The sequence below is a fragment of the Streptomyces sp. NPDC041108 genome (assembly GCF_055592645.1).
The window spans coordinates 516,030-539,837 of record NZ_JBVIYK010000002.1; the positions used below are offsets into that span (position 1 = coordinate 516,030).

Here is a 23,808-nt window from a genome sequence, read left to right on the forward strand (position 1 = left end):
CCGGACCCCGGCCCTGCGAGACGGCCTCGGCCGCCCGCGCTCAGCCCACCTTGTCGGACACCTCGGCGGTGGCGGACTTCCGGGCGCCCAGCCTCTCCTTGACGACCGCGATGCCGACGACGACCGCCGCGACCAGCAGCGACAGCAGCAGGATCTCGCGGTTGCCGTGCTCGGTGTCGGTGAGCATGTAGCCGAGGACGAAGAGGATCAGCCCGATCGTGGCCCACGTCAGGTACGGGTACAGCCACATCTTCACGACGAGCTTCTCCGGCGACTCCCGCTCGATGATCCTGCGCATGCGCAGCTGGGAGAAGCAGATGACGAGCCACACGAACAGGGCGACCGCGCCGGAGGAGTTGACGAGGAAGAGGAAGACACCCTCGGGGAAGAAGTAGTTGAAGATGACGGCGACGAATCCGAAGACGACCGAGGCGAGGATCGCGGTCATCGGCACACCCCGGCCGTTGGTACGGCCGAACGCGCGCGGCGCGTCCCCGCGCTCGCCCAGCGAGAACGCCATGCGCGACGCGGTGTAGAGACCGGAGTTCAGACAGGACAGCACCGACGTCAGCACGATGAAGTTCATGATCTGGCCGGCGTGCGCGATGCCGAGGGAGTCGAGGGCGGCGACGTAGGAGCCCTTCTCCTTGATCGACGGGTCGTTCCACGGCAGCAGCGTGACCACGACGAAGATCGAGCCGAGGTAGAAGACGCCGATGCGCCAGATGATGCTGTTGGTCGACTTGGTGACGGCCCGCTGCGGGTTCTCCGTCTCCCCGGCGGCCAGCGTGGCGATCTCGCTGCCCATGAAGGAGAAGACGACCAGCAGCACACCGATGAGGATCGCGCCCGCGCCGTTGGGCAGGAACCCGCCGTGGTCGGTCAGGTTGGACAGCCCGGCCTTGTCGGTGTCGGCCCCCGGCAGCACGCCGAACACCGCGAGACCGCCCACCACGATGAACGCGGCGATCGCGACGACCTTGATCCCGGCGAACCAGAACTCGAACTCGCCGTAGGAGCCGACCGAGACCAGGTTCGTCGCGGTCAGCACGACCATGACGATCAACGCCCAGCCCCACTGCGGCACCGCCGGGATCCAGCCCTCCAGGATCACCGCACCCGCGGTCGCCTCGACCGCGAGCACGACGACCCAGAAGAACCAGTACAGCCAGCCGATCGAGAACCCGGCCCAGCGGCCGAGCGCGCGGTCGGCGTGGGCCGAGAACGACCCCGACGTCGGGTTCGCGGCGGACATCTCACCGAGCATCCGCATCACCAGCACCACCATCGTGCCGACGAGCGCGTACGACAGGAGGATGCCGGGGCCGGCGGTGGAGATGCCGGAACTCGACCCGACGAACAGGCCGGCTCCGATCACACCGCCGATCGCGATCATCGACAGATGACGGTTCTTGAGACCGGCGTGCAGACCGGGGGAGGGGGGTGAGGAGGAGCCTGGGGAATCCGCCTGGGGCGGCAGGGTCGGCTGCGAGGTCATGGGGGGAGGTTTCCTTTGCGCCGTGGTGGGGACTTCCGTGCGTCTGCCCAGCGACCGACCGATCGACTCTCGCAAGAGCGGGAAACGGGAGTCGACCGCGGGGGTCCGAGTGGGCCGTTGTAAAGATCGGTCCAGTGAATCGGAGGCGAAAGGATTCCAGAACCTTTGAATCCGGATTGTTACTTGAGGTTTACTTGAGGATTCGTGGGGTAGCTCACGTTTTGATGGGTCCGCACCCCGTCGTGCCACGCCGAAACACGCGTGTCACACTCGGACCATGCGCGTCTACCTCGGCTCTGATCACGCCGGATACGAACTCAAGAACCACCTCGTGGAGTGGCTGAAGGCCGCCGGCCACGAGCCCGTCGACTGCGGGCCCCACATCTACGACGCCCAGGACGACTACCCGCCGTTCTGCCTCCGCGCGGCGGAGCGCACGGCGGCGGACCCCGGGTCCCTCGGCGTCGTCATCGGAGGCTCCGGCAACGGCGAGCAGATCGCCGCGAACAAGGTGGCCGGCGTCCGCGCCGCCCTCGCCTGGAGCGCCGAGACCGCCGCGCTGGGCCGCGAGCACAACAACGCGAACGTCGTCGCCGTCGGCGCCCGCATGCACGCGCAGGAGGACGCGACGAAGTTCGTCGAGACCTTCCTCAACACCCCGTTCTCCGGTGACGAGCGCCACATCCGCCGCATCGACATGCTGGCGGCGTACGAGACCACCGGCGACCTCCCGCCCATCCCGGCACACCACCCCCAGCAGTAGACGTTCGAGCCGGCCTGAAAAGCAGAACCGGCCTGAGAAGCAGGGGCGCAGCCCCTGCTTCTCAGGGGCGCGGGGAACTGCGCGAGCAACCCCCACACACCCGCACCCGAAAACACCCCCGAGCACCCCCCACCCCGATGCCGAACCCCCGGAGGACAACGTGCCGGAGGGGCACACCATCCACCGCCTCGCCGAGGACTGCCTGACCCACTTCGGCGGCGACGGCCGGCCCACGCACGTCACCAGCCCCCAGGGCAAGTTCTCCGACGCCGCGGCCCTCCTCACCGGCACCCCGCTGCACACCGCCGAGGCCCACGGCAAGCACCTCTTCCTGCACTTCGGCGACCCGGACGCCGAGGAAAGGGTGCACATCCACCTGGGCCTGTTCGGCAAGGTCACCTTCGGCCCGGCTCCCGCGCCCCCGCCCACGGACACCGTCCGCCTACGGCTGCGCAACGACACGTCGTACATGGACCTGCGCGGTCCGACGACCTGCGCCCTGATCACCGACGCCGAGAAACGCGCCGTGCACGCCCGCCTCGGCCCCGACCCGCTCCGCGCCGACGCCGACCCGGCCCGCGCCTACGCCCGTATCTCCCGCAGCCGTACGACCGTCGCCGCGCTCCTCCTGGACCAGAAGGTGATCGCGGGCGTCGGCAACGTCTACCGCGCCGAGGTCCTCTTCCGGCACGGCATCGACCCCTACCGTGCAGGCAAGGACATCACCCCCGCGGAATGGGACGCGATCTGGACCGACCTCGTCGGCCTCATGCGCGAGGGCGTACGGCACAACCGCATCGACACCGTCCGCCCGGAACACACCCCCGAGGCCATGGGCCGCCCGCCCCGCGTCGACGACCACGGCGGCGAGGTGTACGTCTACCGCAGGGCGGCCATGCCCTGCCATCTCTGTGGCGGCGAGGTACGCACCGCCGACCTCGCCGCCCGCAACCTCTTCTGGTGCCCGGCCTGCCAGCAGAGGTGAACCGCGGCCCCGGGTCCCCGGACTCCCCGGCCGCCGGGGCAGGTTCGGGCCGCGGGCCCTAGAAGCCGTGCGGCAGCCAGGGCGCCGGCCCCGACGCGAGGAACCCCACGGACGCCTCCGCCAGCGCCCCCTGCCGCAGCTCCCGCACCAGCCCCGCCGCGGCCAGCGCGGACAGGCTCGCACCGCCCAGATAGGCCGCGCCCAACTCCCGTACGGACAGGGAGAGATCGGCGGCGTCCGCGGTCCGCTCGCAGGTCGCGCCCTTCGGATCGCCGGTGAGCCGCCAACGCCCCTCGTTCCAGGGGCAGAAGGAGTCCTCGACCTCGAACACCACGTCCAGCGGAGCCTGATAGGTCCGCATGCGCAGAGCCGCGCCCACGTCCACGAGCCGCAGATACAGGTCGTCCGTGAACCGCAGCGCACAGCGCCGGATGTCCGACACCAGGTGCAGCACCGGCTCGTCGACGGGCAGCCGGTGGGCGACGACGCACGACGTCAGGTCGATGTCGAAGAGGAACCGCCACAGCGCGGCACGGGCGGCCGGGTCCAGGGCCTCCAGCGCGCTCAACTGGACGACGCCGTCCGCCCCGCGCGGCCCCCAGTCGGACTTGATCCGGAAGCGCGCGTACCCGACCACACCGGAGCCGTCGCCGTCGGTCCGCTCGGCCACCACGCACTGCAGCGGCGAGGCACCGCTCCGGTGGCGTTCCGTGTCGAGCAGTTCCACCCGCTCCCAGCCAGGCTGCCGGGCCAGCATCCCCGGCCGCTCCGGCACCCGGCGGGCGTACACCGCCTCGCACGCGTCGAGCACCTCGGAGGGGTCGGCGTAGCGCAGCCGTACGTCATCGGTGCCGGGCGGTACGGACAGCCGCACCCGGGCGGTGTCGATGTCGGCGGCGAGCCGGCGCGTGGCCAGGCCGTACCCGAACCGGCCGTAGATCGCGGGCTCGGACGCGGTCAGCACGGCCAGCGGCTCGCCCCAGGAGCGGACGTCGTCCAACTGCCGCCGCATCATGGAGGTCAGCACCCCGCGGCGCCGGTGCGTGGCGGCGACACCGACCATCGTGACGCCGGCCGCGGGGACGACCGAGCCGCCGGGCACCGTGAGACGGAAGTCGAACGCCCCCGCCGTACCCACGCACCGGTCGCCCTCCCACACGCCGACGCAACGGTCGTGAGGAGTGAGCGCGTTCCACAACTCGCGCTCCTCCGGCGGTTCGGGGGTGCCGCCGAAGGCGCGGATGAGGTTGTCGTACCAGGCGTCCCAGTCTTCTATGCGCAGCGCCCGCAGCTCAGTCGTCATACGCCATGCCTAGCAGCACGATCCTGTACGGGCGAGCGAATTCGGCCCGCGCGTCGCCGTTCCACGTGGGATCCTTCACAGGTGCCGCACGGAGGGCGCACGGGGGCCGAACGAAGCGTTCCGGTGTGAGATCTGTGTGAGATTCGTCGTGAACCGGCCCTCGGAAGGGGGACAAGTAGGACCTCCTGTGCACAGGGGCTGGTCCGATGGATAAGGTCCCGAACAATGGCAGCAGGACGAGAGCGGCGCGCGGCGGCCGATACGCTCACGGCCCGGATGAAGAAGCTGGTTCACCGGGTCCGCACCGGCGTGCGTAAATCCGCCGTCGACTACTTCCGCGGGGACGGCTCCGACTGGATCGCCCTCGTCGGCCTGCTGCTGATGATCCCGCTGATCGCCTGCCTCACCCTCATCAACGAGGTGTGGTTCTCACCCGCCGTCCTCGTCCTCCCCATCGTCGCGGGCGGCCTGCTGCTGCGGCCCGCCAGCCTCCTCGGCCTGTACGCGGCCGCCGCGACCGCGCTGATCGTGGAGTCGGTGCGGCTCGGCCCCTATACCGAGGGCCCGGCCCGCGTGACCCCCGGCGTCGTGCTCGTGGTCGCCGCCTGCGGGTTCTTCGGCCTGCTCATCGCCCAGTTCCGCAGCCGGGTCGGCGTCCCCTGGCGGCGCGGCGGCACCATGCTCTTCGACCTGCGCGAACGCATCCGGGTCCAGAGCAAGTTGCCGCAACTGCCCGCCGGCTGGCACCGCGAGATGGCCCTGCGTCCGGCGGGCGGCCAGTCCTTCTCCGGCGACTTCGTCGTGGCCGCCCGCACGAACGGCGGCCGCACCCTCGAAGTCGTCCTCACCGACGTCTCCGGCAAGGGCATGGACGCAGGCTCCCGGGCCCTGCTCCTGTCCGGCGCTTTCGGCGGTCTTCTGGGATCGCTCCCACCGCACGCCTTCCTCCCGGCGGCCAACGGCTATCTCCTCCGCCAGGACTGGGACGAGGGCTTCGCGACCTCCATCCACCTCGTCCTCGACCTCGACTCCGGCGACTACGAACTCTTCTCCGCCGGCCATCCGCCCGGCCTCCAGCTCAGCGCGGGCACCGGCCGCTGGGAGGAGAAGGCCGCCGAGGGCCCCCTCCTCGGCGTCTACGACGGCGCCCAGTTCGACCCCGTCAAGGGCTCCCTGCGCCCCGGCGACGTCCTGATGCTGTTCACCGACGGCCTCGTCGAGACCTCCGACCGGGACATAGTCGAAGGCATCGATCGCCTCACCGGCGAAGCCGACCGCTATGTCGCGGGCGGCTTCCACGGCGCTGCCTGGCACCTCATCGAAGCCGTCGCCAAGGACGTCAACGACGACCGGGCCCTTCTCCTGATCTGCCGGGAAGGCCCGACGGCAACACGCTAGGCCCCCTGAGAAGCAGGGGGCGCAGCCCCTGCTTCTCAGGGGCGCGGCGAACTGCACGATCAACCCCCACCCGACCCGCAGACGGGGGCCGAAGGGGCGCAGCCCTTCGAGGAGGGGACGGGCAGGGGCGGCGGGGACGACAATCCAGGCCGGTACCCACCTCATGCCACACGAAGGAGCCAGACCCCATGCCCCCCGTCCCTCTCTCCCTCCCCGAAGTGGAAACCCTGGCCAGAAAGGCCCACGCCACGCAGACCGACAAGGCGGGCCGCCCCTACACCGAGCACCTCCAAGCGGTGGCGGCCGGCGTCACGGCACGAGGCGGCGACGAGGACCAGATCGCCGCGGCCTGGCTGCACGACGCAGTCGAGGACGACGCCCTCACCGAGACCTGGCTCACCGAGGCCCCTCTGACCGACCGCACCAAGGCCATCGTGCTCGCCCTCACCAAGCGCGAGGGCGAACCCCCGGAGACGTACGCCGCCCGCGTCCTCGACACCCCGGGCGCCCTCCTCGTCAAGCAGTCGGACCTCGCGCACAACGCGAACCCGGCCCGACTCGCCGTCCTGGACGAGCCCACCCGCACCCGCCTGACCCGGAAGTACGCCCACATGCGAAACCTCCTCGGCCTGCCGGACGAACCGGCGGCCGAGGAGGCCACGGAGAACAACTGAGGGCGAAGGAGAGCGAAGAGGAGAGCGAAGGAGAGCGAAGGGACCCGGCGGCGGGACCGTGGGGGAACCCCGCGCCTACGTCCTGGCCCCCGCCTTCCCGCGCTCGCGGGCCAGCTCGGCGGCGTCCCGCTTGAACGCCCACTCCATCTTCGGCTCCATCGCGAACCGGAACATCCGCTGCACCGGCGGGGTGCACAGCACGGTGATGACGGCCGCCGCGAAGAAGGTGGCGAACAGCTCGCCGAGCGGCTGGTACACCCACGCGTTGGCGTCGTACCAGTCCCAGAAGCGCGAGCCCTTCGCGAGGAACCCGTGCAGCAGGTAGCCGTACAGCGTGCCCGCGCCCAGCACGGTGAACCACATCTTCCGCCGGGGCACCCAGGCGAAGAAGCAGGTGGTCAGCACCATGGAGCAGCCGAACAGCGCGAAGGTCATGACGATCCCCGCCCACCACGGCGCACCCAGCTCCTGCGCGCTGTCACGGTGGTAGAACCAGGCCGAGTTCATGTCCGGGCCCAGCCAGTACGCCATCGCCAGCGCGCACCCGGCCACCGGCAGGGACAGGATCCGCACCTCGCGGCGCCGCATGAACTGGAAGTGCGCGGGCTTCATGAAGAGGCCGACGACGAAGAACGGCAGGAACTGCAGGACACGTTGCAGGTCCAGGTCGTCACCGATGTCGGGAGAGACCGAGGCGAGCGCCGCGATGGCGAGCGCCACCGGGACGGGCCAGCGCACCACCTTCCACAGCGGTGTCGTCAGCCGCCACACGAACAGCGCGATCAGGAACCAGGTGAGGTACCAGGGGTCGAGCAGACTGATCGGGTGGGAGGGGTCGCCGTCGCCCCACCGCTTGAAGAAGGAGTAGGCGATCTCGAAGAGCACGTACGGTACGGCTATGCCGGTGACCAGCCTGCGGAGCCGGTCGGGGCGCATGTCGAAACTGCGCGAGAAGTAACCGGAGATGATGATGAACGCCGGCATGTGAAACGTGTACACGAACATGTACAGCGCCTCGGCGGCGCGGCTGTGGTCGGTGAGCGGCTCCCACGCGTGCCCCATCGCCACGAGCACGATGGCGAGGTACTTGGCGTTGTCGAAGAACGCGTCACGTTGTTTGGCCGGTCTGGCCTCCGGGGAGGCGCCACTCGGCGTCGGCTGGGGGGACGAGGACTTCAGCGAGCGCGGACTCGGCACTCCGTCTGCGGACGGCTGTAGTGGCTGTGCCGGAGGGAGCGGCGTCCCGGGCCGGCCGTGCGGTCGCAGCGAGTTCGTCACAGACCCTCCCGCCGGAAACTCCGGAGGACGGTCCGAGCACTCGCTGCGCAAGCGGGGGACGAGGCAGCGGTGAACATCTGAGGCACCCTAGCGTTGTCTGTGCGATTACGTAAAACCACCCACGTGAATCCTGTATTGAGGGGTACGTGTCCTCCCCGCGTACCCGGGATTCGTGAAGTCATGACCAGGCGAAGCGTCACACTGTGCCCACCGCACGGCGGATGGAGCCGCCGGTCTGTCCGCATTCATCCCGACTAAATGGTGCATAACGTGCGCAGGCGACTCCGGTGAAATGTCCGGTTAATTCCCGTCCTGCCCGGGCCTCTTGATGTGTCTGTGGCAACAATTCGAATTACCTGCGCACGGGTTGTGTGCGCATCGAAACGATCATCGCGAATTCACCCCCGGCACGCTCCCGTTGACCGGGGGTGGGGGTGGCGTGCGTGTGGTGACGTGGCCGACGTTGTCTCAGCCGCTGCATATGACGGCCCCGTTGGTGGCACGATGGTTCTGGCGGGGTGCGCGTGGGGTCGGCGCCCCGGGCCGGGTGCGGACCGACCGAGGGTGTGATCTGTGTGGCCATTTCGCTGTCAGTGGTGCTCTTGCTGGGGATCATCCTGGTGGTGCTGATGCGAGGAGGGACGATCAAGGCCGGACCGGCCGTGGTCGCCATCCTCTTCGGCTTCTTCCTCGCCTCGACGGGCATGGCCGACGACATCCAGCGCTTCCTGAACTCGATAGCGGACACCATCAACTCGATCCAGTTCTAGCGCGGCACGAGTGACCGCCCGAACACGCGCCGTGCGCGGCCGCACGTCCGGCCGACGGCCACGAGACGGCAAAAAGCCTCCGGCCCGGTCGAGGGAGTCCCTCGACCGGGCCGGAGGCCGTTGGAGCGGGCGACGGGAATCGAACCCGCGTAGCTAGTTTGGAAGACTAGGGCTCTACCATTGAGCTACGCCCGCACAGCTCGCGCCGCAGGTCGGGCGACCGCGACACAGAAGGCATCGTAGCGGGTCCGGCGCCACCGCCGCACACCCCTTCCCGGCCGCGTCCTTCGTACGCCGTCGCACGCGCCCGCGCACTGGCTGAATGCGGCAACCCCATGGCCTGCGGGCATGTACCCTACGTGTCGCACCAGACGGGGTGTGGCGCAGCTTGGTAGCGCGTCCGCTTTGGGAGCGGAAGGCCGTGGGTTCAAATCCCGCCACCCCGACCACCGTGCCGGCAGGCGCGCCCGCCACCGGCAAGATCACCTTTTGGGGCGTGTACCGCCTGCGGCTACTATGCAAACTGCGCGCCCGTGTGTCTGCACTCTCACGTCTCTCAAGGGCCGCGAAGTCCGCTGAAGCCCCGCCCACCGGCGGGGAAGGTCAGCAGAACCCCAAGAAGTCAGCCCCCAAGGAGACCGAACCGTGAAGAGCGCCGTGGAGACCCTGAACCCGACCCGGGTTCGGCTCAGCATCGAGGTGCCCTTCGAGGAGCTCAAGGACAGCCTCGACGCGGCGTACAAGAAGATCAACCAGCAGGTCACGGTGAAGGGCTTCCGCAAGGGCAAGATCCCGGCCCGCGTCATCGACCAGCGGTTCGGCCGCGGTGCGGTGCTGGAGGAGGCGGTCAACGACGCGCTCCCGAAGTTCTACACCGACGCGGTCAACGAGGCCGAGCTCAACGTCCTGGGCCAGCCCGAGGTCGACATCACCGAGCTGAAGGACGGCGAGACGCTGAACTTCACCGCCGAGGTCGACGTCCGCCCGGCCATCGAGATCCCGGACTACTCCGGCATCGAGGTCGAGGTCGACGCCGTCGAGGTCACCGAGGAGGACGTCGAGAAGGCGGTCGAGCAGCTGCGCGAGCGCTTCGCCTCCACCTCCCCGGTCGAGCGTGCCGCCGAGGACGGCGACGTCGTCACGATCGACCTTCAGGCCAAGGTCGACGGCGAGGTCCTGGAGGACGGCGTCGCCGAGGGCGTCTCCTACACCATCGGCTCCGGCGAGCTGCTGGACGGCATCGACGACGCCGTGAAGGGCCTGGAGGCCGGTGGCGAGACCACCTTCGCCTCCGAGCTCAAGGGCGGCTCGGCGGCCGGCAAGGAGGCCGAGGTGACGGTCAAGGTCTCCCAGGTCGCCGCCCGTGAACTCCCGGCCCTGGACGACGAGTTCGCCCAGCTCGCCTCCGAGTTCGACACCCTCGAGGAGCTGCGCGCGGACAGCCGCAAGCGCCTGGAGAACATGAAGCAGTACGACCAGGCCACCCAGGCCCAGGAGCGCGTCCTCGAGAAGCTCCTGGAGATCGTCGAGGTGCCCGTCCCCGAGAAGCTGCTCGAGGACGAGATCAACACCCGCAAGCACAACCTGGAGCACCACCAGCTCGGCCAGATGGGCCTGGACCTGGAGAAGTACCTGGAGATCCAGGGCAAGACGGTCGAGGAGTTCGACGCCGAGACCAAGGAAGCGGCCGTCAAGGGCATCAAGACCCAGTTCGTCCTCGACGAGCTGGTCTCCAAGGAGAAGCTGAACGTCAACCAGGAGGAGCTCACCGAGCACCTCATGCGCCGCGCGGCCTCCTCCGGCATGTCCCCGGACCAGTTCGCCCAGGCCGTCGTCCAGAACAACCAGGTCCAGCTCCTCGTCGGCGAGGTCGCCCGCGGCAAGGCCCTGGCCCTGGTCGTCGAGTCCGCCACGGTGAAGGACACCAACGGCGAGGTCGTCGACCTGGACGACGACGAGGACGAGACGGAGGCCGAGGGCTCCGCCGAGGCCACCGAGGAGACCCCGGCCGCCGCCGAGGCCGCCGAGGAGAAGAACGAGGGCTGATCACCCCCTGGTGGGTGAACGGCTGCCGACGGGCCCCTGGATCACTTGTGACCCAGGGGCCCGTCGGCCTACCCCCCTCCGGCCGGGGGCCACGACGCACCCGCTCGACCCGGCGGAGCGCATGCGCTGACAGCGAACAGTTCCCTTTGCGGGATTCACCGGCGGAGCCGCCGCGTTAGGGTCCATGAAGACGAGGGCTGGGCTGTCGGCGAACGGCTCGGTCCCCGGAAGGGAAACGTGAAGACGGCCCGGCGCCGTCGTAAGACGAGCAGGTGGATACGTGACGAATCTGATGCCCTCCGCCGCCGGCGAGCCTTCCATCGGTGGTGGCCTCGGCGACCAGGTCTACAACCGGCTGCTTGGCGAGCGGATCATCTTCCTCGGCCAGCCGGTCGACGACGACATTGCCAACAAGATCACCGCACAGTTGCTGCTCCTTGCCGCGGACCCCGACAAGGACATTTACCTCTACATCAACAGCCCCGGCGGCTCCATCACGGCCGGCATGGCGATCTACGACACGATGCAGTTCATCAAGAACGACGTGGTGACCATCGCCATGGGTCTCGCGGCCTCGATGGGCCAGTTCCTGCTGAGCGCGGGCACCCCCGGCAAGCGCTTCGCGCTGCCGAACGCCGAGATCCTGATCCACCAGCCCTCGGCCGGCCTGGCCGGTTCGGCCTCGGACATCAAGATCCACGCCGAGCGGCTGCTGCACACCAAGAAGCGCATGGCGGAGCTCACCTCCCAGCACACGGGTCAGACCGTGGAGCAGGTGACCCGTGACTCGGACCGTGACCGCTGGTTCGACGCCTTCGAGGCCAAGGAGTACGGGCTCATCGACGACGTGATCCCCACGGCCGCCGGCATGCCGGGCGGCGGCGGCACCGGGGCCGGGCAGGAGTGACGGCACCCGCCGCCACCCTCACCCCCGCGAAGCCCCCAGCCGACCGCCTCAGCCCCTCTCAGGCTCCCAGGAGACCACAGTGAACGACATCCCCGGCAGCGGCCTCTACGACAGCGCACGCTCCGAGTACTCGGGCCCGACGGCCGAGTCCCGTTACGTCATCCCGCGCTTCGTCGAGCGCACCTCGCAGGGCATCCGTGAGTACGACCCGTACGCGAAGCTCTTCGAGGAGCGGGTGATCTTCCTCGGGGTGCAGATCGACGACGCCTCCGCCAACGACGTCATGGCGCAGCTGCTGTGCCTGGAGTCGATGGACCCCGACCGGGACATCTCCGTCTACATCAACAGCCCCGGCGGCTCCTTCACGGCGCTCACCGCGATCTACGACACGATGCAGTTCGTGAAGCCCGACATCCAGACGGTCTGCATGGGCCAGGCGGCCTCCGCCGCCGCGATCCTGCTGGCCGCCGGTACGCCGGGCAAGCGCATGGCGCTGCCGAACGCCCGCGTGCTGATCCACCAGCCGTACAGCGAGACGGGCCGCGGTCAGGTCTCCGACCTGGAGATCGCCGCCAACGAGATCCTCCGGATGCGTGGGCAGCTGGAGGACATGCTGGCCAAGCACTCCACCACGCCGATCGAGAAGATCCGCGAGGACATCGAGCGCGACAAGATCCTCACGGCCGAGGACGCGCTGTCGTACGGCCTGATCGACCAGATCATCTCCACGCGCAAGATGAACAACAACAGCGTCCGCTGACCGCGAAAAGGATGTATCGTCTGCCGCCCCTTGGCATGGTTGGCACCGTTTGACCCAGTGCACGACAAGGTGCACGTCAAAGCGAACCGTGCCAAGGGGGGCCCGAACGGGGGGCCCGGCAAGGTACCGTCGACATAAGGCAGCACCAGGAGCCGCTGGAATCCAATGGTCCAGTCGACTCCCAGGCGAAGGGGAAGCACACCGTGGCACGCATCGGTGACGGCGGCGATCTGCTCAAGTGCTCGTTCTGCGGCAAGAGCCAGAAGCAGGTCAAGAAGCTCATCGCAGGGCCCGGTGTGTACATCTGCGACGAGTGCATCGACCTCTGCAACGAGATCATCGAGGAAGAACTCGCGGAGACCAGTGAGGTCCGCTGGGAGGAACTCCCGAAGCCTCGCGAGATCTACGAGTTCCTGGAGGGCTACGTGGTCGGCCAGGAGGCGGCCAAGAAGGCGCTCTCCGTGGCGGTGTACAACCACTACAAGCGCGTCCAGGCCGGTGAGAACGGCGGCGGCCAAAGCCGCGAGGACGCCATCGAGTTGGCGAAGTCGAACATCCTGCTGCTGGGCCCCACGGGCTCGGGCAAGACCCTCCTCGCCCAGACCCTCGCGCGCATGCTGAACGTCCCGTTCGCGATCGCGGACGCGACGGCGCTGACGGAGGCCGGTTACGTCGGCGAGGACGTCGAGAACATCCTGCTGAAGCTCATCCAGGCGGCCGACTACGACGTCAAGAAGGCCGAGACCGGAATCATCTACATCGACGAGATCGACAAGGTCGCGAGGAAGAGTGAAAACCCTTCCATCACACGCGACGTGTCGGGCGAGGGCGTCCAGCAGGCCCTGTTGAAGATCCTGGAGGGGACCACGGCGTCGGTCCCGCCCCAGGGCGGCCGCAAGCACCCGCACCAGGAGTTCATCCAGATCGACACGACGAACGTCCTGTTCATCGTGGGCGGCGCCTTCTCCGGCCTGGAGAAGATCATCGAGTCCCGGGCCGGCGCGAAGGGCATCGGCTTCGGCGCGACGATCCGCTCCAAGCGCGAGCTGGAGTCCAAGGACCAGTTCGAGGCCGTCATGCCGGAGGACCTGGTCAAGTTCGGCATGATCCCGGAGTTCATCGGCCGTCTGCCCGTCATCACCTCGGTCCACAACCTGGACCGCGAGGCGCTGCTCCAGATCCTCATCGAGCCGCGCAACGCGCTGGTGAAGCAGTACCAGCGCCTGTTCGAACTCGACGGTGTGGAGCTGGACTTCGAGCGCGAGGCCCTCGAAGCCATCGCCGACCAGGCCATCCTCCGCCAGACCGGCGCGCGCGGCCTGCGCGCCATCATGGAGGAGGTCCTGATGTCGGTCATGTACGAGGTCCCGTCCCGCAAGGACGTGGCCCGGGTCGTCATCACGGCGGACGTGGTCCGCTCGAACGTCAACCCGACCCTGATCCCGCGGGATGCGCGGGGGCGGGGGCCGGGGGAGCAGAAGACGGCGTAGCAGCACAGGCACGCACACGGAGAGGGCGCCCGACGAATCACGTCGGGCGCCCTCTCCGTGTGCGTGCCTCTGCTTCAAGCCGGCAGATCGAGAATCGGTGGTGTCGTTGCCGCCTCGATGATCTCGCGGTGTCGGGAGTCGTACCGGTCGCTCTCAACTCGCGTGACTGCGGCCTGTGTGCGTGCCTGTGACGAGACCGCTCGTCGTGCGGAGGGCGCCCGGCCAGTTCTGCCGACCGCCCTCAGCCGTAGGGAGGCGTGCTGGGTCAGGCCTTGACGCGGACCGCCTCGCGGAGCTTCGCCGCGGTGTCGGCGGCGGCGGACTGGTCCGTGGCCTTCTCGGCCATGATGCTCGCCATGTCCATGGGCATCACCATGCCGACCGTGCTGTAGTCACCCCACACGCAGAACGACAGGTTCATCACGCTGGGACCGCCGCTCGTGTTGCCGTCGCTCGGCTCCATCTTGGCATCCTGGCACTTGAGGACGGCACCCTCGGCGGAGTCGTACGCCTTCGGGTCGCCGACCATGGTGACCTTCACGTCGTCGTCCTTCCCGGACTCGGACTGCATGTGGTCCAGCATGGCGTCGACGACCTTCTCGGGGTCCTCGATCTCACCGTAGACACCGGTGAAGTGAAGCTGCTTCTGTGCCAGCGGGTTGTCCTTGTTGCCGGACACGTACGAGGCGCTGACGTCCTTGGGGTCGGTCACCCCCCACTTCTTGGCGTCCTCCATGTCGCTGTCGGACAGGGCGCCGCCGCCACTGTCGCTCTTCTCGTAGTCACCGAGCACCGACGCCGGCGTGGTCAGCTTGTGCGGGCCGTCGTCCGCGATGTCCGCACCGCCGCTGCTTCCGCCGAGGACGAGGTACGCGCCCACCGCGACCGCCGCCACCACGGCGACCGCGCCGACGATGATGCCGACCTTCTTGCCGCCGCCGCCCGAGGGGACCGGCGGCTGGGGAACGGTGGGGTACGGCTGCTGGCCGTACGGGGCCTGGGGCTGGCCGTAGGGCGGGGTCTGGGGCGGAACGCCCTGGGGGGCCTGCTGGGGGTACCCGTAACCCGCCTGCGCCGGCGGCGCCTGCTGGGGGTAGCCGTAGCCGGGCTGGGGGGCGGCCTGCGGCGGCTGCTGGCCGTAGGGGCCCGGCTGACCGTACGGTCCGGGCTGCTGGGGCTGCCCGCCGTACGGGCCCGGCTGGTTGTAACTCATGGTCTGGGTTCCCCTCCAGATGCTTATGTGTTCCTGACATCCTGGCGCAATCTCGATGGGCCCCACGCACCGGGGGCCACACCGTTACGGAAGAATCGAGTTTCGGGACCACCCCGTGACACCCCTAAACTGGGCGGGTGACCGAGAACGCTCAGCAGCAGCCTCCAGCGCCCGCCACCGATCTGCCGACCCAGTACGCGCCGGCCGATGTAGAGGGGGCGCTGTACGAGCGCTGGGTAGAGCGTGGTTACTTCGCGGCCGACGCCAAGAGCGACAAGCCCGCGTACACCATCGTCATCCCGCCGCCGAACGTCACCGGCAGCCTGCACCTCGGGCACGCCTTCCAGCACACCCTCATGGACGCCCTCACCCGCCGCAAGCGCATGCAGGGTCACGAGGCCCTGTGGCTCCCCGGCATGGACCACGCCGGCATCGCCACCCAGAACAAGGTCGAGCAGCAGCTCGCCGAAGAGGGCAAGTCCCGCCACGACTTGGGGCGCGAGGAGTTCGTCGAGCGCGTCTGGCAGTGGAAGGAGGAGTACGGCGGCAAGATCCTCGGCCAGATGCGCCGTCTCGGCGACGGCGTCGACTGGGACCGCGAGCGGTTCACCATGGACGAAGGGCTGTCCAAGGCTGTCCAGACCATCTTCAAGCGGCTCTACGACGACGAGTTGATCTACCGCGCCGAGCGCATCATCAACTGGTGTCCGCGCTGTCTGACGGCCATCTCCGACATCGAGGTCGAGCACCAGGAGGACGCCGGCGAGCTGGTCTCCATCCGCTACGGCGAGGGGGACGACAGCCTCGTCGTCGCCACCACCCGCGCGGAGACGATGCTCGGTGACACCGCCGTCGCCGTCCACCCGGACGACGAGCGGTACCAGCACCTCATCGGCAAGCTCATCAAGCTGCCGCTCACCGACCGCTCCATCCCGGTCGTCGCCGACACCCACGTCGACCCGGAGTTCGGCACGGGCGCCGTCAAGGTCACGCCCGCCCACGACCCGAACGACTTCGCCATCGGCCAGCGCCACGACCTGCCGTCCATGACGATCATGGACGAGCACGGTGTCATCACCGTCCACGGCCCCTTCCTCGGCCAGGACCGCTTCGAGGCCCGTTCCGCCGTCGTCGGCGCGCTGCGCTCGCAGGGCCGGATCGTCGCCGAGAAGCGCCCGTACACCCACTCCGTCGGCCACTGCTCGCGCTGCAAGACCACGGTCGAGCCGCGCCTGTCCATGCAGTGGTGGGTCAAGGTCGCGCCCCTCGCCAAGGCGGCCGGCGACGCGGTCCGCGACGGCCGGGTCAAGATCCACCCCGAGGAGATGTCGAAGCGCTACTTCGACTGGGTCGACAACATGTACGACTGGTGCATCTCGCGCCAGTTGTGGTGGGGCCACCGCATCCCCGTCTGGTACGGCCCGAACGGCGAGACGGTCTGCGTCGGCCCCGACGAGCAGCCCCCCGGCACGGAGGCCGAGGGCTGGACCCAGGACACCGACGTCCTGGACACCTGGTTCTCCTCCGGCCTGTGGCCGTTCTCCACGCTCGGCTGGCCCGAACAGACCGAGGACCTGCGGAAGTTCTACTCCACCGACGTCCTGCTCACCGGCCACGACATCATCTTCTTCTGGGTCGCCCGGATGATGATGTTCGGCCTCTACGCGATGGACGGCGAGGTCCCCTTCAGGACCATCGCGCTGACCGGCCTGGTCCGCGACGAGCGCGGCAAGAAGATGTCGAAGTCCTTCGGCAACGTCGTCGACCCGCTCGACTGGATGGACAAGTACGGCTCCGACGCGCTCCGTTTCACCCTCGCGCGCGGCGCCAACCCGGGCACCGACGTCCCGATCGGCGAGGACTGGGTCCAGGCCTCCCGCAACTTCGCCAACAAGATCTGGAACGCCACCCGCTTCGCGCTGATGAACGGCGCGACGGTCGAGGGCCCCCTGCCGGAGGTCTCGAAGCTCTCGGCGACCGACCGCTGGATCCTCGCCCGTCTGGGCGAGACGGTCGAGCAGGTCGACGCGTACTACGAGGACTTCCAGTTCGCCAAGCTCAGTGACGCCCTCTTCCACTTCGCGTGGGACGAGGTCTTCGACTGGTACGTCGAGCTGTCCAAGACGACGTTCCAGGCGGGCGGCGAGCCGGCCGAGGTCAGCAAGCGGGTCCTGGGCGAGGTCCTGGACGTCACGCTGCGCCTGCTCCACCCGGTCGTCCCGTTCGTCACGGACACCCTGTGGACCACGCTGACCGGTGGCGAGTCCCTGGTCATCGCCGACTGGCCCAAGGACAGTGGCTTCCGCGACGACGCCGCCGAGCGCGAGATCGAACTGGTCCAGCAGGTCGTCACCGAGGTCCGCCGCTTCCGCGCCGACCAGGGCCTCCAGCCCGGCCAGCGCGTCCCGGCCCGCCTCACGCTCGACGGTACGGTCCTGGCGCCGCACGAGGCCGCGATCCGTCAGCTGCTGCGCCTTCAGCCCGAGGGCGAGGGCTTCTCGGCGACCGCGACCCTGCCGGTGGCGGGCGCCGAGGTCGCGCTCGACCTCTCCGGTGTCATCGACGTCGCCGCCGAGCGCAAGCGCCTCGCGAAGGACCTCGCGGCGGCCGAGAAGGAGAAGGCCCAGGCCGCGGCCAAGCTCGGCAACGAGGCGTTCCTCGCGAAGGCGCCCGATCAGGTGGTGGACAAGATCCGAGGCCGCCTCGCGAAGGCGGACGAGGACATCGCCCGTATCGCCGCCCAGCTGGACCGCCTCCCGAAGGCGTAGCCGTCCGCAGGTGCGCGAAGGCCCCGGTGCTTCCATGGCGCCGGGGCCTTCTGCTGGGCGGGGGCGCCCCCCGGACGCGGTCGGGTGGGGGCCCGGCAACCGCCGGTTCCTCGAGCGGCGCGGGGAATCGCGCGACCGGCCACACACCACCCGGAGTCGCCCCGCAGCGGGTACCCCCGAGCTCCGGGGCGCCCGGTCCGTAGACTGGGCCCCGTGAGCGAACGCAGTGACATGCAGCCCGAGCCGATCGACCCGTTCGAGGAGATCATCGCCGCGGAGACCGACCGGGATCCGGACCTCGCGGTGATCGAGGCCGGCAGTCGTACCCTGCGTGCCCAGGGTGGCGCGGCGCAGGCCGACGTACCGGCCCGCCCCACCGACCCGGCCGTCGACAAGGCGCTGCGCGGGGTCGAGACGGAACTGGCCGGCCGCTGGGGCGAGACCAAGCTGGAGCCCTCGGTCACCCGGATCGCCGCCCTGATGGACGTCCTGGGCGAGCCCCAGCGCTCGTACCCCTCCATCCACATCACCGGCACCAACGGCAAGACCTCCACCGCCCGTATGATCGAGGCCCTCCTCGGCGCCTTCGAGCTGCGCACCGGCCGGTACACCTCGCCGCACGTCCAGTCGATCACCGAGCGCATCAGTCTGGACGGGGCCCCGATCTCCGCCGAGCGGTTCGTCGAGACGTACGAGGACATCAAGCCGTACATCGAGATGGTCGACGCCCAGCAGGAGTACCGGCTCTCCTTCTTCGAGGTGCTGACCGGCATGGCGTACGCCGCCTTCGCGGACGCGCCCGTGGACGTGGCGGTCGTCGAGGTCGGCATGGGCGGTACCTGGGACGCCACCAACGTCATCGACGGGGACGTGGCCGTGGTCACCCCCATCGACCTCGACCACACCGACCGGCTGGGGACGACACCCGCCGAGATCGCCGTGGAGAAGGCCGGGATCGTCAAGCAGGACGCGACCGTGATCCTGGCGCAGCAGCCGGTGGACGCGGCGCAGGTGATGCTGAAGAAGGCCGTGGAGGTCGACGCGACGGTGGCCCGGGAGGGCCTGGAGTTCGGTGTCGTCGCGCGGCAGGTGGCGGTCGGCGGGCAGATGCTCACCCTGCGCGGGCTCGGCGGCGAGTACCCGGAGGTCTATCTTCCGTTGCACGGCCCGTACCAGGCGCACAACGCGGCCGTGGCCCTCGCCGCGGTCGAGGCGTTCTTCGGCGTCGGCTCGCAGCGTCCGGAGCCGCTCGACCTGGAAACGGTCCGCAAGGCGTTCGCGTCGGTGTCCTCGCCGGGGCGTCTCGAAGTCGTGCGCCGGTCCCCGACCGTCGTGCTCGACGCGGCCCACAATCCGGCCGGCGCGCGGGCCACGGCCGAGGCGGTCGGAGAGGCGTTCGACTTCAGCCGGCTCATCGGTGTGGTCGGCGCCAGTGGCGACAAGAACGTACGGGGTCTCCTGGAGGCCTTCGAGCCGATCTTCGCCGAGGTGGTGATCACGCAGAACTCCAGCCACCGGGCGATGGACGCCGACGAGCTGGCCTCGATCGCGGTCGAGGTGTTCGGGGAGGAGCGGGTGCAGGTCGAACCGCGGCTGCCGGACGCCCTGGAGGCGGCGATCACGCTCGCCGAGGAGGAGGGCGAGTTCACGGGCGGTGGCGTCCTCGTCACCGGTTCCGTCATCACCGTCGGCGAGGCCCGGCTGCTGCTGGGGAAGGGCTGAGTTCCACGACATGCGTACCCTCTGTGCTTCGACCCTGATCGGCGAGTTCTTCGTGATCGGCTTCGCGGGTCTGGTCGCGATGAAGGATCCGGACCTGACCATGTCGACGGTCTGGACGGTCAGCGGCATCGCCATGTTCCTGTGCGTGCTGCTGTGCGGCCTCGTCACCCGGCCCGGCGGCGTCCAGCTCGGCTGGGCCCTGCAGATCGCGCTGATCCTCTCCGGTTTCGTCGTCCCGACCATGTTCTTCCTGGGCGCGGTCTTCGCGGCGCTGTGGTGGGCCTCGGTGCACTACGGACGCAAGGTCGACGAGGCGAAGGCCCGGTTCGCGGCCCAGGCGGCCACCGAGGCCGGAGCCTCCTAGCCGGGGCGGGCGCGGTGGGGGCGGGGGCGGTCCGCCTTCCTGACGCTGCGTGACACCGGATCGGACGCGCCCTGTAGCCTCTGAGCTCCGCACCCGTGTGAATTGAAGGAGTCACCACCGTGAGCCAGCGCACCCTCGTCCTGCTCAAGCCCGACGCCGTCCGGCGTGGCCTGACCGGCGAGATCATCAGCCGTATCGAGCGGAAGGCCGGCTGGCAGATCACCGCGCTGGAGCAGCGGACCCTGGACCAGGACACGCTGGAGCAGCACTACGGTGAGCACAAGGGCAAGCCGTTCTACGAGCCGCTCGTCGCGTTCATGGCCTCCGGTCCGGTCGTCGCGCTGATCGTCGAGGGTGAGCGTGTCATCGAAGGGGTGCGGGCGCTGGCCGGCCCGACCGACCCGATCGCCGCGCAGCCCGGTTCCATCCGTGGCGACTACGGCGTGATCGTGCGCGAGAACCTGATCCACGCGTCGGACTCCGAGGAGTCCGCCGAACGCGAGGTGAAGATCTTCTTCCCCGGGCGCGCGTAACGACATGCCCGACGGCGGGGGCCGGTGATCAGTCCCGTCCCCGCCGCCCTTACCCTGTTGGTGACACTCGGCCACCACCCATCCGGCCTACCCCGGTTGACCAGCCATCCCGTGCAGAATCCGGCCGTACAACGGCATATGCGCGGCGATCGGGGGAACGCGCACCCCCGATGGATCGTCTCCAGAGGCGAGGGGGCGCATCGCATGCCCACAATGGCGAAGACCCTCGCGCAGTGTTCGTGCGGGCGAGACTACGATGTAAGCCTTCACGTCACAGCACCCACTTCGCCGACCCGAAAAGCCTGAAAAGCTCTCAAAAGCCGTCAGCGCTCCACTTGGGAAGGCCACACGAATCCTGATGGGGAACTCAATGTCGTTCATCGGCCGTGACATGGCTGTCGACCTCGGGACCGCCAACACGCTGGTGTACGTCAGGGGTCGCGGGATCGTACTGAACGAGCCGTCCGTCGTCGCGATCAACACCAACACCGGTGGAATTCTCGCGGTCGGCGCGGAGGCCAAGAAGATGATCGGGCGGACGCCGGGCAACATCGTTGCCGTGCGTCCGCTGAAGGACGGTGTCATCGCCGACTTCGAGATCACCGAGCGGATGCTCCGCTACTTCATCCTGAAGATCCACAAGCGGCGCTATCTCGCCCGTCCCCGAGTCGTCGTCTGCGTGCCGTCCGGCATCACCGGTGTCGAGCGCCGCGCCGTGATCGAGGCGTCCTCCCAGGCGGGCGCCCGTCAGGTGCACATCATCGAGGAGCCCATGGCCGCGGCCATCGGCTCCGGCCTGCCGGTCCACGAGGCCACGGGCAACATGGTGGTGGACATCGGCGGCGGCACCACGGAGGTCGCGGTCATCTCCCTCGGCGGCATCGTCACCGCCCAGTCCATCCGCGTCGCGGGCGACGAGTTGGACAACGCGATCATCCAGCACATCAAGAAGGAGTACTCGCTCCTCCTCGGTGAGCGGACGGCCGAACAGATCAAGATCACGATCGGTTCGGCGTACGACCTCGACGCTGACGAACACACCGAAATCCGCGGCCGGGACCTGGTGTCCGGGCTGCCCAAGACCGTCGTCATCTCCGCCGCGGAAGTGCGGAAGGCGATCGAGGAACCCGTCAACGCCATCGTCGATGCCGTCAAGACGACCCTCGACAAGTGCCCGCCGGAACTCTCCGGCGACATCATGGACCGTGGCATCGTCCTGACCGGCGGCGGCGCCCTGCTCCGCGGTCTCGACGAGCGGCTGCGCCGGGAGACCGGAATGCCGATCCACATCGCCGAGGACCCGCTGGACAGCGTGGCGCTCGGCTCCGGCAAGTGCGTCGAGGAGTTCGAGGCATTGCAGCAGGTGCTCGACGCCCAGCCCCGCAGATGAGGTAACACTTCGATTCCGCCGTACGGGACGTTCTCTTCTCGTGCGGCGGATCGTTGATATCGAGGCATAAGCTCCCACAAAGCGCCCCTGTCGTTCCCGTCCCGGGATTCCCAGGGGCTACCCGAATTCCCCCATTCCTGTCGAATTCCTATGAGGAAGGCACGGCCGCCGCACGTGAGGGACACACGAGAGAGCCGGCTGCTCCTGGTGCTGCTGATCGCCGTCGCGTTCGCGCTGATCACGGTCGACATCCGCGGCGGGGAGGACTCACCGGTCGACGGTGCCCGACGTGGAGCCGCCACCGTCTTCGGCCCGATCGAGGACGGCGTGTCGACCGCCGTGGACCCCATCGGCAACGCCATAAGCGCTGTCCGTGCATCGGGCTCCCGCCACGACCGCCTCGCCGCGCTGGAGAAGGAGAACGCCGAACTGAAGGCGTCCCTCGGCAGCGACGACCGCAACCGCAGCCGGAGCGAGCAGCTCGACAAGATCCTCAAGACCGCCGCGAACGGCCGCTACGGCATCAAGGGCGCCGAGGTCATCGCCATAGGAGCGGCCCAGGGCTTCTCCTGGACCGTCACCATCGACATCGGCCGCGACGACGGCGTCACCCGCGACATGACCGTCCTCAACGGCGACGGGCTCGTCGGCCGCGTCACCACCGTCGGACCGAACACCGCGACCGTGCTCCTCGCCAACGACCCCGACTTCACCGTCGGCACCCGTATGGAGTCCACGGACGAACTCGGTTTCGCCTCCGGCCAGGGAGACCGCCCGCTGCGCGTCGAACTCCTCAACGGCAAGGCCAAGGTGAAGGCGGGCGACCGCCTCGTCACCTTCGGCTCCCAGGCCGACAAGCCGTTCGTACCCGGCGTCCCGGTCGGTCTCGTCTCCCGCGTCGACCCCTCCGGCGGCGACCTCACCCGCACGATCTACGTCAAGCCGTTCGTCTCCTTCACCCAGCTCGACATCGTCGGCGTCGTCGTCCAGCCGCCCCGCAAGGACCCGCGCGACACCGTCCTGCCGAACCGGCCGAAGGCCACGCCCACCCCGACCGTGACGGTGACGGTCACCCCGGGCGCGGACGAACTCGCCGAAGGCGCCGACGGACAGCCGTAAGAGCAGTAGACGTAGGACAGTAGGAGCTGACCCCCTGATGCGCTTCAACCGGATGCTGCTCTCCACCACCCTGGTGATCGTCGCCCTGGTGATCCAGGTGAGCGTCCTCGCCAGACTCCATCTCCCGGGCGCCGTACCGGACCTGGTGCTCCTCACCGTGCTCGGCCTCGCCATGGTCTACGGCCATGTCGGCGGCGCCCTCATCGGCTTCGGCGCCGGCCTGCTCTCCGACCTCGCGCCACCCGCCGACCACGCGGCCGGACGGTACGCCCTCGTCCTGTGCGTCATCGGCTACCTCGCCGGCCTGGCGAAGCCGGAGACGGGCCGGCTGAAGTCGGCGACCGGCCCCATGGCCGTGGTCGTCGTGGCCGCCCTCGGCGCGACCCTGCTGTACGCCGGTGTCGGCGCCCTCGTCGGTGACGACGCGGCCCGCCACGTCGGCCTGCCCAGCCTGCTGTTCACCGCCGCGCTCTACGATCTGCTGCTCGCGCCCTTCGTCGTCCCCGGCGTCATGTCGCTCGCCCGTCGCGCCGACAACGACCCGCTCGCGGAGACCGGCGGTACCGCCAAGACGTCCGACGTCGCCTCCGGCTGGCTCTCCTCCGGCACGGGACTGCGCATCGGCAACCAGCGCGGCGGACTGCGCATCAAGGCCGCGCGCTCACGGATGGCCAGGGCGGGGCGCATCAAGGGGGTCAAGCGGCTGTGACGGCACGGCTAGGGGATTCGGGAACCGATCACAGCCGGGCGGTGTACCCCATGTACCAGCACTCCGCGCACGGCCCGCACGAGCACCACCCGCACACGTACTGAGAGGGGGAGACAGG

Annotated in this window: 20 protein-coding genes and 2 tRNA genes; 17 read left to right on the forward strand and 5 right to left on the reverse strand. The window is 69.2% G+C overall.

The window, feature by feature from the left end:
- Window positions 1-40 precede the first annotated feature (40 nt).
- Window positions 41-1,498, reverse strand: coding sequence for an amino acid permease (locus tag ACZ6BB_RS08225; RefSeq protein WP_471614489.1), 1,458 nt, complete (start codon window positions 1,496-1,498; stop codon window positions 41-43).
- Window positions 1,499-1,775: 277 nt separating this feature from the next.
- On the opposite strand from ACZ6BB_RS08225, the gene ACZ6BB_RS08230 reads away from it, so the two are divergent.
- On the forward strand, window positions 1,776-2,261 hold the full coding sequence (locus ACZ6BB_RS08230) for a ribose-5-phosphate isomerase (RefSeq protein ID WP_471614490.1): 486 nt from the start codon (window positions 1,776-1,778) through the stop codon (window positions 2,259-2,261).
- 160 nt (window positions 2,262-2,421) lie between these two features.
- Window positions 2,422-3,246, forward strand: a complete 825-nt coding sequence (locus ACZ6BB_RS08235) for an Fpg/Nei family DNA glycosylase (RefSeq protein WP_471614491.1) — start codon at window positions 2,422-2,424, stop codon at window positions 3,244-3,246.
- 58 nt (window positions 3,247-3,304) lie between these two features.
- On the opposite strand, the gene ACZ6BB_RS08240 is transcribed toward ACZ6BB_RS08235, so the two are convergent.
- Complete coding sequence (locus ACZ6BB_RS08240; protein ID WP_471614492.1) at window positions 3,305-4,549, reverse strand: GNAT family N-acetyltransferase; 1,245 nt, start codon at window positions 4,547-4,549, stop codon at window positions 3,305-3,307.
- A gap of 225 nt (window positions 4,550-4,774) precedes the next feature.
- Here ACZ6BB_RS08240 and ACZ6BB_RS08245 point away from each other — a divergent pair, with 225 nt between their 5' ends.
- A complete protein-coding gene (locus ACZ6BB_RS08245) occupies window positions 4,775-5,947 on the forward strand; it encodes a PP2C family protein-serine/threonine phosphatase (protein ID WP_471614493.1) in 1,173 nt (390 codons plus the stop codon).
- Window positions 5,948-6,135: 188 nt separating this feature from the next.
- A complete protein-coding gene (locus ACZ6BB_RS08250; protein WP_471614494.1) occupies window positions 6,136-6,621 on the forward strand; it encodes an HD domain-containing protein in 486 nt (161 codons plus the stop codon).
- 75 nt (window positions 6,622-6,696) lie between these two features.
- Here the strand turns inward: ACZ6BB_RS08250 and ACZ6BB_RS08255 are convergent, their stop codons facing one another.
- Entirely contained in the window at window positions 6,697-7,899 is a 1,203-nt protein-coding gene (locus ACZ6BB_RS08255) for an acyltransferase family protein (protein WP_471614495.1), read from the reverse strand.
- A gap of 575 nt (window positions 7,900-8,474) precedes the next feature.
- On the opposite strand from ACZ6BB_RS08255, the gene ACZ6BB_RS08260 reads away from it, so the two are divergent.
- The gene (locus ACZ6BB_RS08260; protein ID WP_033526477.1) at window positions 8,475-8,669 is read left to right on the forward strand and encodes a hypothetical protein; all 195 of its coding nucleotides are present in this window, start codon (window positions 8,475-8,477) and stop codon (window positions 8,667-8,669) included.
- 121 nt (window positions 8,670-8,790) lie between these two features.
- Here the strand turns inward: ACZ6BB_RS08260 and ACZ6BB_RS08265 are convergent.
- Window positions 8,791-8,864 (reverse strand) — tRNA-Gly (locus ACZ6BB_RS08265).
- 177 nt (window positions 8,865-9,041) lie between these two features.
- Between ACZ6BB_RS08265 and ACZ6BB_RS08270 the strand changes: the two genes are divergently transcribed.
- The 5 genes from ACZ6BB_RS08270 (at window position 9,042) to clpX (ending at window position 13,872) form a co-directional block, all read left to right on the forward strand.
- A tRNA-Pro gene (locus ACZ6BB_RS08270) sits at window positions 9,042-9,118 on the forward strand.
- 196 nt (window positions 9,119-9,314) lie between these two features.
- On the forward strand, window positions 9,315-10,715 hold the full coding sequence (gene tig / locus ACZ6BB_RS08275; protein ID WP_471614496.1) for a trigger factor: 1,401 nt from the start codon (window positions 9,315-9,317) through the stop codon (window positions 10,713-10,715).
- 292 nt (window positions 10,716-11,007) lie between these two features.
- A complete protein-coding gene (locus tag ACZ6BB_RS08280; protein WP_383896464.1) occupies window positions 11,008-11,622 on the forward strand; it encodes an ATP-dependent Clp protease proteolytic subunit in 615 nt (204 codons plus the stop codon).
- Between the two features lie 79 nt (window positions 11,623-11,701).
- Window positions 11,702-12,382: an ATP-dependent Clp protease proteolytic subunit gene (locus ACZ6BB_RS08285; RefSeq protein WP_471614497.1), complete on the forward strand. Its 681-nt coding sequence runs from the start codon at window positions 11,702-11,704 to the stop codon at window positions 12,380-12,382.
- A 203-nt stretch (window positions 12,383-12,585) separates the two neighbouring features.
- Window positions 12,586-13,872, forward strand: coding sequence for an ATP-dependent Clp protease ATP-binding subunit ClpX (clpX, locus tag ACZ6BB_RS08290; RefSeq protein WP_013003579.1), 1,287 nt, complete (start codon window positions 12,586-12,588; stop codon window positions 13,870-13,872).
- A 265-nt stretch (window positions 13,873-14,137) separates the two neighbouring features.
- On the opposite strand, the gene ACZ6BB_RS08295 is transcribed toward clpX, so the two are convergent.
- Window positions 14,138-15,085: a hypothetical protein gene (locus tag ACZ6BB_RS08295; RefSeq protein ID WP_471614498.1), complete on the reverse strand. Its 948-nt coding sequence runs from the start codon at window positions 15,083-15,085 to the stop codon at window positions 14,138-14,140.
- Between the two features lie 137 nt (window positions 15,086-15,222).
- Here ACZ6BB_RS08295 and ACZ6BB_RS08300 point away from each other — a divergent pair, with 137 nt between their 5' ends.
- The 7 genes from ACZ6BB_RS08300 (at window position 15,223) to mreD (ending at window position 23,690) form a co-directional block, all read left to right on the forward strand.
- Window positions 15,223-17,853 (forward strand): valine--tRNA ligase, encoded by a 2,631-nt coding sequence (locus ACZ6BB_RS08300; protein ID WP_471614499.1) that lies wholly within the window; start codon window positions 15,223-15,225, stop codon window positions 17,851-17,853.
- 231 nt (window positions 17,854-18,084) lie between these two features.
- The gene (gene folC, locus ACZ6BB_RS08305; RefSeq protein ID WP_471614726.1) at window positions 18,085-19,575 is read left to right on the forward strand and encodes a bifunctional tetrahydrofolate synthase/dihydrofolate synthase; all 1,491 of its coding nucleotides are present in this window, start codon (window positions 18,085-18,087) and stop codon (window positions 19,573-19,575) included.
- 10 nt (window positions 19,576-19,585) lie between these two features.
- A complete protein-coding gene (locus tag ACZ6BB_RS08310; RefSeq protein ID WP_471614500.1) occupies window positions 19,586-19,939 on the forward strand; it encodes a DUF4233 domain-containing protein in 354 nt (117 codons plus the stop codon).
- A gap of 119 nt (window positions 19,940-20,058) precedes the next feature.
- On the forward strand, window positions 20,059-20,472 hold the full coding sequence (gene ndk, locus ACZ6BB_RS08315; protein WP_005479351.1) for a nucleoside-diphosphate kinase: 414 nt from the start codon (window positions 20,059-20,061) through the stop codon (window positions 20,470-20,472).
- Window positions 20,473-20,842: 370 nt separating this feature from the next.
- The gene (locus tag ACZ6BB_RS08320; protein WP_004931372.1) at window positions 20,843-21,862 is read left to right on the forward strand and encodes a rod shape-determining protein; all 1,020 of its coding nucleotides are present in this window, start codon (window positions 20,843-20,845) and stop codon (window positions 21,860-21,862) included.
- A gap of 174 nt (window positions 21,863-22,036) precedes the next feature.
- Entirely contained in the window at window positions 22,037-22,981 is a 945-nt protein-coding gene (mreC, locus tag ACZ6BB_RS08325) for a rod shape-determining protein MreC (protein WP_471614501.1), read from the forward strand.
- 37 nt (window positions 22,982-23,018) lie between these two features.
- A complete protein-coding gene (gene mreD, locus ACZ6BB_RS08330) occupies window positions 23,019-23,690 on the forward strand; it encodes a rod shape-determining protein MreD (protein WP_471614502.1) in 672 nt (223 codons plus the stop codon).
- The last annotated feature ends 118 nt before the right edge of the window (window positions 23,691-23,808 follow it).

What these genes read in the sequence shown, in the direction of transcription:
- ACZ6BB_RS08240 (WP_471614492.1), bottom strand. Translation starts at nt 4,549, where the DNA reads ATGACGACTGAGCTGCGGGCGCTGCGCATAGAAGACTGGGACGCCTGG.
- ACZ6BB_RS08245 (WP_471614493.1), top strand. Translation starts at nt 4,775, where the DNA reads ATGGCAGCAGGACGAGAGCGGCGCGCGGCGGCCGATACGCTCACGGCC.
- ACZ6BB_RS08250 (WP_471614494.1), top strand. Translation starts at nt 6,136, where the DNA reads ATGCCCCCCGTCCCTCTCTCCCTCCCCGAAGTGGAAACCCTGGCCAGA.
- ACZ6BB_RS08230 (WP_471614490.1), top strand. Translation starts at nt 1,776, where the DNA reads ATGCGCGTCTACCTCGGCTCTGATCACGCCGGATACGAACTCAAGAAC.
- ACZ6BB_RS08280 (WP_383896464.1), top strand. Translation starts at nt 11,008, where the DNA reads ATGCCCTCCGCCGCCGGCGAGCCTTCCATCGGTGGTGGCCTCGGCGAC.
- mreD (WP_471614502.1), top strand. Translation starts at nt 23,019, where the DNA reads ATGCGCTTCAACCGGATGCTGCTCTCCACCACCCTGGTGATCGTCGCC.
- ACZ6BB_RS08225 (WP_471614489.1), bottom strand. Translation starts at nt 1,498, where the DNA reads ATGACCTCGCAGCCGACCCTGCCGCCCCAGGCGGATTCCCCAGGCTCC.
- ACZ6BB_RS08310 (WP_471614500.1), top strand. Translation starts at nt 19,586, where the DNA reads ATGCGTACCCTCTGTGCTTCGACCCTGATCGGCGAGTTCTTCGTGATC.
- ACZ6BB_RS08320 (WP_004931372.1), top strand. Translation starts at nt 20,843, where the DNA reads ATGTCGTTCATCGGCCGTGACATGGCTGTCGACCTCGGGACCGCCAAC.
- folC (WP_471614726.1), top strand. Translation starts at nt 18,085, where the DNA reads ATGCAGCCCGAGCCGATCGACCCGTTCGAGGAGATCATCGCCGCGGAG.
- ACZ6BB_RS08295 (WP_471614498.1), bottom strand. Translation starts at nt 15,085, where the DNA reads ATGAGTTACAACCAGCCGGGCCCGTACGGCGGGCAGCCCCAGCAGCCC.